The sequence below is a fragment of the Holospora obtusa F1 genome, assembly GCF_000469665.2.
In the GTDB taxonomy this organism is placed as follows: Bacteria; Pseudomonadota; Alphaproteobacteria; order Holosporales; family Holosporaceae; genus Holospora; species Holospora obtusa.
In genome coordinates this window covers 1-10,797 of the sequence record NZ_AWTR02000007.1, presented here as the reverse complement: position 1 = coordinate 10,797, position 10,797 = coordinate 1, and the positions used below count along the sequence as shown (strand labels likewise).

The window sequence follows — 10,797 nt, the reverse complement described above, 5'->3', positions numbered from 1 at the left end:
GCTAATTTCGCCTTGAAACATATTGGCTAAACCAGTCGATGTTGCATAGTGATTTTGACTTATCAAATAGTCGCTATAAATATCAAGAAGATCCAGTTTCATTTTTTGTCCTTAAAAACTTATGGACGAAAAATATGATTATTTCAAGCAGAAATCAACTATTGCTGCGTAACATCAGTAAATTAACCAGTTTGATAAACTTTACGAAGCTATTTCCGCATTCTTTAAAATTCCATTTTCATGCTTAATTACTATATATCCGCAGTTATCGCTCAATGCGGCTCTATATAGACGTTTTTGTAACCCAATCAACATTTTCCCTCTTTAATACCCGCATTATATCGATATGCACAAAATCAATAGGATAATCCTCAAAAGGTTTATTTTCTTGGGGATTTCCTTTTTCCTCAGCTTTTAGAAGAACATTAAGACCATTGCGTTTACAGTGATAATGGTAGAAGTGTGTCAGTTCTGGGATTTTATCTTTTAGAGCAATATTCAAACATTATCAAGCGGTAATTTAGAAATACGTCTAAATTGGAAAATCACAAGGTGCTGCGTTAAGGGTAAGACGCTTTTTGGCTGTATCGGGCCCGAGCGTTTATCTTCAATGCTTAATCTCTTCTTTCATTTTAGAACCGTTTTGACGTTTAGTTTATAGCGTTTTGCAAGCGTTGGGGCGCTATCTTTAGATTCTTGTATTTTTTTTCTAATTTTTGGCGTTGTCTTGGCATTGGCATGCAATATATTTCCCATAAATTTGTCTCCTTGCGTTCTTTATAAATTACACCATAAGAGTTTGGAACTAAACGAATATCTTTACAAATCCCGTCACTTGATCGAGAATTTTTTGCTAAACTTAAGGCGGCACCTCGCCCTTGCCTCACGCTATGATAAAACGTCTTCAAATTTTCCAGGCGCCATTCACTTGGCTTAAATTGTTTTTGGCTTAATTGAGGACAGGCCCTAATGAGTTCTGTCAGGACAGTGTCGGCTGCGATCACCAAGCTTTCAGTTGATAGAGTGACGCGATACTCCATCAATGACTCTTCAGATCCATAAAGTGTTTTTTCATTGACGAAACGCTACATCTTATACATTTGAATAACAGTTTCGGGTGTTTGTGTTTTTGCAATTTTAATACTATCGCATTATTGTCTTATACACTTTAATACTCCAACTCAACTGACTGTAAAAAATTTAGATATGCCCAACATGGAAACGCCGTAACGTGCAATAAATAGCAATTGCGAGTTGTTTTATTGCCAAAGATACACCTCGGGGTTTTGTATCTGAAAATTGACAACCACAGGATTTACATTTATAGCGTTTCTGTCTTTTCCATATTTAATATAAGACTCAGATCCACATTTCTTACATAACAGCATTTGTTTCTACTCAAAAATGATTTTTATGTCACCAGAATAACATAAAAATCATTCTCTGATTGAATGTCTTGAAAATTTTTAATAATACATTGATAGCACCTTTCTATCTGATTGAGATCTTGTAAAAAAAATTTTCACCTGATAAGCTGAGAGAAAGAATGTGTTGTTTTAGAATATGACCGTTGATAGCTCTTTTTCTTACATGATAGACAGCCATTGTCATCTTGATCGCTATTCGTGTGCAAAAGAAGTGATACAGCGCGCTCAAGAAGCGGGTGTGAGTCGGTTATTGTCTATTTCTGTTCATCGAGAAAATGCACGCTGCGTTATGGAAATCGCAAACGCTTTTTCTTGTGTGTACGCGTCTGTCGGTGTGCATCCTTGCGACATTAATCAAGATCCTCTATCCGACTTAGAATCATGGTTAGTGGAGAATTCTGCGCATCCAAAAATTTTAGGATTAGGAGAAACTGGTATTGATATACAATCAGAATCTCCGAAAATAGATCTGCAGCTTCAAGGTTTTGAGGCCCATGTGAACGCTGCATTACGCACATCGTTACCTCTAATTGTTCACGTTCGAAACGGATTTGACGTATTTTTTGATTTTTGGAAACACTGGAATAAGGAGGTTCCTAAAGGGGTGTTACATTGTTTTACCGGAACATGGGATCAGGCAAGAACTGCGTTGGACATGGGATGGTATATAAGTTTCTCAGGTATTATTACCTTTAAGAATAATGGGGAATTAGAAAAAATTGTAAAAAGCATTCCGTTTAATCAGTTTCTTGTGGAAACAGATGCTCCGTGGTTAACTCCAGAACCGTATCGAGGACGTCGTAATGAACCTGCGTATTTAACACATACTGTGAAAAAAATTTCTGAACTTCGTCAATGTACAAAATCTCAAATTTGTCAATGGAGTACTAAAAATTTTTACGAATTATTTAGAAAAATTAAAAATTTCTAGGGATTTAAGTCCAAAGATTTCAAAAAATTATGCACTTTTTCTGCAAGTTTTTTGGAAAAACCGGGAACGGCCTTTAGATCTTCTAGGGAGGCATTCTTCAACGATGCAGGATCTTTAAAAATGCACCGCAATTTTTGTTGACGTATCGGACCGATTCCTGGAAGTTGCTCAAAAAGCGTTTGAACCATAGCGCTTCTATGTTTTCTTCGATAAGCTTCAATTACATACTGATGTGCTTTATTTCTGAGTCTTTGCAAAAAATGCAGCAAAGGATCTGTCTCTAAAAGTTGTATAGCATTTAGATGTTTACGATAAAAGGTTTCTTGTCCATCTCTATGAAAGGGGCCTTTTGCAATTCCCAATACATCAATATGTTGAAGATTGAGAGTGCTTAATACTGTAAAAACAGTCGATACTTGTCCTGCCCCTCCATCTACCAGTATTAGATCTGGGTAAGAATCGTTTTTTGAAAAACGCCGAACAAGCATTTCTCTCAATAACGTATGATCGTCTCCTGGAGTTTTTCCCATAAAAAGAATTCGAGATTTTTTTTGTTGCCAAACACCATTCTCAAACGCTACCATACCAGCGCAACTGTAATGTCCTTGTACATGGCTATTATCATAAACCTCGATATGGACAGGAAATTTACTCAATTGAAAAGTGTTTTGCATTTTTTGACTAAGTGCAAAAATTTCATCTTTTTCCTGAACATAGTGTTGCAATGCATGCTGTGCATTTAATTGAGCATGAGCCAAAACATTTTGATGTTCTTGCGTGCAAGGAACGCTCGTTAATTTTACACTTACTTGATGAAGGTGTTTTAATGTATCAATAACATCTAAGGAACACGAATGAGAAAGTAAAAATTCTTGAGGTGGTTTGATATTAAAATAAAATTGACGAATAAATTCAGACAAAATTTTACTGATCTCGGATTGCGTTGTCGAAGGGAAAAAAAAATGTTGTCCACCATAATTAATTCCCTGACGAAAACAGCACAACTGTAAGCACGTTACACCGTGACCAAAGACTGCAGCGATTACATCAATGTCTTCTTTTGGAACGTGTTCAACCGATTGCGTGGTTTTTGCTTGATGAATCCAACGCAACCGATCTCTGAGTGCTGCGGCTTTTTCATAGGCATACTGTGCGCTAGCATTTTTCATCTCTTCTAAAAGAGTTTTTTCTAATTTGTCAGATTTTCCCTTCAAAATTTGAAGAGCACCCTCCACAGCTTTTTTATACTCAGAAACAGTAATTTTTGCTACGCAAGGAGCGCTGCAGGATTTAATATAATATTGAAGACAAGGCCGTTTGCGTCCTGAAAAAATATGATCACTACATGATCGTAACTGAAATGCCTTATAAATATAAGTTTTAGTGGTTTCCAAAATATCGCGATTTAAAAAAGGACCAAAAACTTTTTCTCCTTCCGAAAAATTAGATCTCTTGGATAGCAACGAAGGAAACTCATGAGAAGAAAGTATCAAATAGGATAACGCATGCCCCTCCTTTAACAAAATATTAAAAGGTGGTTTTTTTTTTGAATAGTATGCAGTTCTAAAAGTAGCGCCTCCAATTCATTATGCGTTATGGTATATCGTACTGATCTAATTTTTGAAACCATACGTTGTAAACGCACAGAAAGAGCAGAAACTCGTGTATAAGAAACAACACGGCGTCCTAAACGCCTTGCTTTTCCCACGTAAAGAACCGCTCCTTTTTCGTCTAACATCTCGTACACTCCCGGTAAATCAGGAATGCAAGACAAAGCATGCTTTAATGCCTTAAGCCCTTCTTCGTACATTTTGGTAAAAAAACACCTCAAAACTTCTTAACAAATTTTAACGAATCAAATTTCCAATACGCTCTAATCTTAAACTCCACCAAGTCCATGGCTTAAGTAAAGTAAAGTGATCACCTAACGAAAAAAATATAATTCTAGCAGGACCTAAAACATAATCTGTATAAACATATCCAAGATCCTCTGATCGACTATCTCCAGAACCATCTTGGTTGTCTCCTTGAAAAAAATAATGCTTTTCTGGAACAATAAATTCCTTCGTATTATCATAACGTGCCAGGCCGAAAGGTTTAATTTTAAGCACTTTGTGAAAAATTTTTTTAATTTCATGAACTTTTCCGTGCTTATCCAATTCAGCTACTGGAAATTCTCTCATATAGACATCTCCTTCAACGAAAGAATCTCCATCATAGGCGCGATACTTTTCAGAAACTTTCTTCATGGAACAAATTTCATTGTTAATGTATAACATTCCATCTTTCATCTGAACTTTATCACCTGGTAATCCGATTAAACGCTTTACGTAATCCATAGAAAAATTTTTAGGACACGTAAAGACAACGATATCCCCCCGTTTTGGACGATCTAATACTGCAACACGCCCTGAAAAATAATCAATCCATTGACTAAATAAAAAACTGAATCTACAAATTCCGTAATTAAATTTAGTCACAATAATGTGATCTCCGACTAAAAGCGTAGGAATCATAGACCCTGTAGGAATACGGTATGGAGAAAATATTATCGAGCGGATAATAACCACCAAAAAAATCGCATTAATCCAAGACAACATAGAATGTTCACGAGATTTCTTTTTTTGTTGAAAGGAAAACATAACCACAATTCCCAGATCACCTTAAAATAGCTCATATTTTATAACATACTTTTACGGTTTAAGTCCAGAGTACGGAATTAAAAAATTAAAAAGCGGACAATGCAAAATTTCGAAAAAACAAATGCAATCTATTATTTAGTGTGCATAATCAGATGATTTTGATTTCAAGAAAATTTAATTTACTCTATACACAGAATAGATTTATTGTGTAATTTAAGAAATGGTACACCAAATACAGTTAATTAAATTAATTAAGTTGAACTTTGTCAATAAATAAATCGTGATACTCAGTGATCAAAGTGAGACGTTCTTGGCTACGTGATTTTTTAGAAAAACAGACCTTTGAGTTAACCCTAACTATAATTTTACTATAAAGTCGCCTTTAGAAAAAGTAAATAAAAGCCTGCAATACGACATTTTTTGCCTTCAGATGTGAAAAAACTTACGTTTCAAGACATTAAAATAATTCAAAACTACATTCAATTTCTACACTCAAACACACGCAGACGTTGCGGTGTTGTTTAAATAGGTATCTCATGGTATCCGTGGAAGCTCCAAAATGGGGCTGCAAGGGGGGAGCTCAAAAGCACATTGGGTCAAAAAAATTCAGTCAAATCATCGAATGAACTTAGGTCTAACAAATTTTATACAGTTTTTGAGAAAGTACTTTTTAATGTAGGGCTAAAAAATGCTATAAACTCTGGAAAAAGTGTGCCCTAAAATTAATTCACAGTACTGCGTTTACTTCTCTTGCGCATCTTCATGCGTTCTTAAAAATAAGATTTCAGATGATGCCGTTGTCTTTTTTACAAACTTGCTGTATCCTCTTGAAAAGTTTGATCTATTTTTGCTGTGGCTGTTGTTACTCCTTCTTTTGTTCCTCAGAGTAATTCTATATCGTACACTTCTGGTTTAGGTAATGTATTTTATGTGTATATTGGGCTTGAAATACATCTTCAGATTAAAAGTGCAAGAAAGATTTTTTCTTTTGCTCCAGTAGATACACAGACTCTTCTTGCTAATCACTGCGTTGATTTTGTGGATGTGGCTTTTCCTGGAATGTTACCAGTTTTAAATCGAGCCTCTGTTGAGCAAGGTATTCGTATGGGACTTGCTTTGAATGGATCTGTCAATGCGTACTGTGTTTTTGATCGTAAACATTATTTTTATCCAGACAACCCATCAGGATATCAGATTTCTCAGCAACGATATCCGCTAATAGAAGGAGGGGAAGTTTCTATCGTAATGGAAGAATCTTTGTTTTCTCCCAGGTATGAAAAAATGATACGAATTCATAGATTACATTTAGAGCAAGATGCTGGAAAAAGTTTGCATGATGCTCATTCTGAATCCTTGATTGATTTTAATCGCGCAGGTGTAGGATTAATGGAAGTAGTTTCTTTTTGTGATCTTTCATCTCCCGAGGAAGCTGCTGTTTACGTAGATCATATTCAGCGTATTGCGCGCTATACAAAAACGAGCGATGCCGATATGGAAAAAGGGCAAATGCGGTTTGATGTAAACGTTTCTGTAAGTCCACAAAGTGGGGTTCTTGGAACGAGGGTAGAGATAAAGAATATGAATTCTATTCGTTTTTTGAAAGCTGCTTTAAATTACGAAATATCTCGTCAAATTGAATGTTTAGAGCAGAAGAAAGAGTTTATTCAAGAAACAAGAGGGTTTGATGAAAAATTAGGAATTACGTTTAGTATGAGATCTAAAGAAGAAGCGCAAGATTATCGCTATTTTCCAGATCCTGATTTACCTACTGTTTGTATAGAAAAAGATTGGGTGGAGAAAATTTTTAAAACTTTACCAGAACTTTTTGACGTAAGACGCAAACGTTTTATCCAAACTTTTCAGCTATCAGAATACGATAGTTTTGTATTAACAGAAATTTCAGAGGTTGCAGATTTTTTTGAAGAAACGTTAAGTTTTATTCCTGAATCTCTATTAGAAAATAAAAAAAGTGTTTTAAGTAAAGCTGTGTGTAATTGGATAACCGGACCTTTATTTTCCAAAATTTCTCACAAAGAAAAACTCAAGGAAGAAATAAAATTTTCTTCTCATCAATTTGCGAATTTTATTGTATGCGTGATAGAAAAAAATATTCCAACCCCCATAGCTAAAGAGCTTTTTCAAGAAATGTTAGATCACGGAAAAAATGTCGAAGATATTCTTCAGGAAAAAAACATTGATGTTCAAGGGCATAGCCAAGAAGAGTTAATGAAAATTATTTGTGAAGTTCATTTAGAAAATCTGCAACAGATAAAATCATACTTATCTGGAAAAGAAAAGTTGTTTATGTTTTTTTTGGGGCAAACTATGAAAAAATTAAAAGGTCGTGGAAATCCAGAGCAGCTTCAGGATCTTTGGAAAAATTATCTTCAAACACTTTCTTTGGAAAAAGATTTTTTAAATTAGGTATAGAAAATATTTTTGAGGGTTTTCACCTAGAGATAGATAGCAGTGTTTTTTGATAGTGATTAAAGATTTCTAGTGTCGTAAGCGCACACCAAAGCTTGATTGATCTGTATACCATAGATTTCTTCTTGGAAACTACTTTAGTACGTCTCGTCATGCGTCCTAGGTGATGTCTTGTATTATCATTATCTTGCTCTATGCATACAGTGCCTGATTTTCCAATACTAGGGCGGTTTTTTTGTAGAACTTTAGAGAAAATATCCCAATATTATTTGGAGTATTAAATTTTTCTTCTTTCGCAATGACTTCTTCTGAACTTTCAGATATTTTAGTTGACGTCTCAAAAGAAGCCATTTTAGATAATTTAGTTCATATCGATATTGAGCCTAGTTTTACCTCATCTACACAATCAGATATCAATAAAATGATTGATCAGATAGGTTATTTAGAAATAATGCTCAAACAAGTAAAGGAATATGTTGACGATTTATCAAACTTTGAGAAAAATCAATTTTATAAGGATTCATTTGATGATTTACGAGATTCAATTTTTAACTTAATTTCTGAAATATTGGATGCATCTAAAGAAAGGGTAAAATTCGCTTTGCTAAAAGCTTTTGAATCATTTAAAAAGATTCCAAAGTTCTTAAGCTATACCGATAAAAAGCGTGTTCAGATGTGTATAGCTATGATTCAAGCCTATATTAAAAATTTAAAAAATATTTTAAATAAATTAAAATCTAGTAATCAAATTTTAAATAAATCAGATTTAGATGACAAACTTCGTAAAAAAATAAAAATAGAAGAATAGTAAAATCCCGGTTTCCTTATAAAAAAATTTTACTTTTATTCTCTATTTTTTCGGAAAATTCTTTCTGATTTTCAGTTTTCTGGGGGGCAGCATTTGTTTTGCGTGCACAGCTTCAAATCGCTATAATTTTTATCAAATGAATCCAAGATAGTTTGGATATAGTAAAATTAAGTAGAGATTTTCGTATTAAAGAATAAAAGAAAATCCTGATATCAGGTAATTTAAGTTAGATTTGCTTTGCTATATAATATGAGCGTTTTTTTAGAAATAACGTACATTTTTGTAAATATCAGCTTAATTTATTGCAAACTTTTGCCATACCCCCTTCCATATCATAGAGCTATCGTAATCAAATTCTGAGCATTATCCTTAAGAAAAAACTTCACGTAATTTAAAATTTTATTTATAAAAAAATATGCATACCGTCAAAAGCAGGCTCTACTCCAAATGGAAGTTGTGCTTTGAGCTCTTTGTAATCTAAATCGCTATTCATGTGTGTTAAAATGGTACGACGAGGCTTTATACGCTCTACCCAACTGAGTACCTTTTCTAAATGCGCATGTTTTGGATTTTTATAAATACTTAGACAAGCTAAAATCCAGGTTTCGATTCCTTCTAACATTTGGAACGCTTCTTCTGAAATTTCCACAAGATCTGTAGAATAAGCCCACTTCGGAAAACGATATCCAAGAGAATGCGTATTTCCGTGCTTTTGTATAATTGGCATCACGGGAAGATCAAAGAGATAAAAAAGATCATGTACGGAAAAAAGATCTAAAAAACGCGTCTTTCCTGAAAACGCATACGGTAGCATATTTTCTAATTGTGTGCACGTCAATGTGTCGGCATAAAAGGGTATAGGCCCCAAAGAAGCAAACCCCACCAGATCACCAAGCCCTCCCACGTGATCCATATGTGCATGAGTGCACAAAACGCCGTCAATTTTCGCAATATTATGAGATAAACACTGAAAACGAAGATCCGGAGAAGCATCAATTAACCAAGATCCTTGAAAATTTTTAAAAAACACGCTCGTTCGAGTTCTTTTATTTTTCGAATTCGTCGGATCACACTTTCCCCAACCTGAGCGCAAAGATGGAACCCCCACAGATGGACCGCATCCAAGTATTATGGCTTCCAATTGATTATCCTCCCATATATATTCCACCATTCACGTGTATCGTTTGCCCTGTAATAAAACGTGCTTTGGGGGTCACTAAAAATTCAACGGCATAAGCGACATCTTCTGGAGAGCCCATCAATTTACAGGGCGTGTGTTCTAAAATCTTAGATTTTGCATCTTGTGAAAGACTATGTGTCATTGCTGTTTCAATAAACCCAGGTGCCACTGAGTTCACCGTAATTCCCCTAGATGCGACCTCCAAAGCTAAAGATTTTGTCATAGCACATAATCCTGCTTTAGTTGCAGAATAGTTGCACTGCCCAGCATTACCTTTGTGTCCAATCACCGAAGTTATATTGATAATACGTCCCCACTTTTTTTTGAGCATCCCCGATAACACGCCTTGGCTCAGAAAAAAAGGAACAGAAAGATTTAGATACACTACAGAATCCCAGTCATGATCTGTCATACGAAGAGCCAAATTGTCTTTTGTGACTCCGCTATTATTTACAAGAACGTCAATGCTAGACGTTTTCGAAAAAACCTCTTTCAGTAAAAGTTGAGCAGATTCTTTAACACTTAAATCATGACAATATACGTGAACTCTTTCATTCCACAAAGACTCCAGATATTTCAACCTTTCAACGTTACGCCCTGTAAGATGAATCGTACCTCCTAATTCCCACAAACATTCTGCGATTGCTAATCCTATTCCTCCAGTAGCTCCGGTAATAAGGCAATGTTTTTCGAACAAACAGTGTGTTTTCATAAGCAATTTTTCCTGTCTACAGACCGCTCTAAAATTTTATTCAACACAGTATCTCGCATTTTATCTTTTAAATCAATAAAAAATTATAACGAATGCTTACAATTAAAATTCAGAAAATATTTTTCTAAAATTTCTTACTTGCGCAGTGACTTGACTCTATAGATAAAACGATAAAAAAGAGTCATGAAAGTATAGCTAAATCTCCATAATTTTAGATTGGGTATGAGGGAAAGTATTCCATCGATTTGGTGCGTCGTGTTGTGTCGATCAAAGAGACAGAAAAGTTAAATTTTTCAGAAGTTTTTCAACGTTTCAAAGTCGGTATCGCAAGCTTGGTCAGGTGGTCGAAGAAGATTGATTCCAGCATGAAACGCAACAGATTTGCCACAAAGATTGACAAAAAATAATACTCCGAGATTCAGTCTGGATGTTTAGTTCCAGAAAATTCTGGTGTATTTTATGAAGACCACACTGTCTGGAGAAAAAGCTATGGAGAAAAGCTTATTGGACAATTATTACATTTACATGCAAATGCCAAAATAACAGTGGGGCTGTAGAAAGATATCCGTAATAATCAAGAGAGCATAGCAAAAGCAGCTGTAAGTCATAAAATGGAGGAAGAGGGAAGATACAAAAGATCTTCCGATGGAGCTCAAATCTAGCGTGCAAA

Annotated in this window: 10 protein-coding genes; 3 read left to right on the top strand and 7 right to left on the bottom strand. The window is 34.9% G+C overall.

The annotated features are described in order from the left end of the window. Nucleotides 1-283: 283 nt before the first annotated feature. Together P618_RS00365 and P618_RS07080 are read right to left on the bottom strand one after the other, a co-directional pair. Nucleotides 284-502, bottom strand: a complete 219-nt coding sequence (locus P618_RS00365; RefSeq protein WP_021826741.1) for a hypothetical protein — start codon at nt 500-502, stop codon at nt 284-286. Between the two features lie 148 nt (nt 503-650). Beyond that, the gene (locus P618_RS07080; RefSeq protein WP_021826742.1) at nt 651-1,040 is read right to left on the bottom strand and encodes a hypothetical protein; all 390 of its coding nucleotides are present in this window, start codon (nt 1,038-1,040) and stop codon (nt 651-653) included. Between the two features lie 523 nt (nt 1,041-1,563). Here P618_RS07080 and P618_RS00355 point away from each other — a divergent pair. Further along, entirely contained in the window at nt 1,564-2,358 is a 795-nt protein-coding gene (locus tag P618_RS00355) for a TatD family hydrolase (protein ID WP_021826743.1), read from the top strand. On the opposite strand, the gene uvrC is transcribed toward P618_RS00355, so the two are convergent. From uvrC to lepB, 3 genes are read right to left on the bottom strand one after another with little or no spacing between them, the layout of a single operon-like run. Continuing rightward, complete coding sequence (gene uvrC / locus P618_RS00350) at nt 2,355-3,851, bottom strand: excinuclease ABC subunit UvrC (RefSeq protein ID WP_239638246.1); 1,497 nt, start codon at nt 3,849-3,851, stop codon at nt 2,355-2,357. The genes P618_RS00355 and uvrC overlap by 4 nt on opposite strands. A gap of 23 nt (nt 3,852-3,874) precedes the next feature. After that, a complete protein-coding gene (locus tag P618_RS00345; protein ID WP_021826745.1) occupies nt 3,875-4,168 on the bottom strand; it encodes a GIY-YIG nuclease family protein in 294 nt (97 codons plus the stop codon). Nucleotides 4,169-4,205: 37 nt separating this feature from the next. After that, the gene (lepB, locus tag P618_RS00340) at nt 4,206-5,000 is read right to left on the bottom strand and encodes a signal peptidase I (RefSeq protein WP_024160972.1); all 795 of its coding nucleotides are present in this window, start codon (nt 4,998-5,000) and stop codon (nt 4,206-4,208) included. An 852-nt stretch (nt 5,001-5,852) separates the two neighbouring features. On the opposite strand from lepB, the gene gatB reads away from it, so the two are divergent. Further along, nucleotides 5,853-7,424, top strand: coding sequence for an Asp-tRNA(Asn)/Glu-tRNA(Gln) amidotransferase subunit GatB (gene gatB / locus P618_RS00335; protein ID WP_021826747.1), 1,572 nt, complete (start codon nt 5,853-5,855; stop codon nt 7,422-7,424). Between the two features lie 301 nt (nt 7,425-7,725). Further along, nucleotides 7,726-8,235 (top strand): hypothetical protein, encoded by a 510-nt coding sequence (locus P618_RS00330; RefSeq protein ID WP_021826748.1) that lies wholly within the window; start codon nt 7,726-7,728, stop codon nt 8,233-8,235. Between the two features lie 403 nt (nt 8,236-8,638). Here the strand turns inward: P618_RS00330 and P618_RS00325 are convergent, their stop codons facing one another. Both P618_RS00325 and fabG read right to left on the bottom strand, forming a co-directional pair. Beyond that, complete coding sequence (locus P618_RS00325) at nt 8,639-9,406, bottom strand: MBL fold metallo-hydrolase (RefSeq protein ID WP_021826749.1); 768 nt, start codon at nt 9,404-9,406, stop codon at nt 8,639-8,641. Continuing rightward, complete coding sequence (fabG, locus tag P618_RS00320) at nt 9,381-10,127, bottom strand: 3-oxoacyl-ACP reductase FabG (protein WP_021826750.1); 747 nt, start codon at nt 10,125-10,127, stop codon at nt 9,381-9,383. The genes P618_RS00325 and fabG overlap by 26 nt, the downstream gene beginning before the upstream one ends. Nucleotides 10,128-10,797 lie beyond the last annotated feature (670 nt).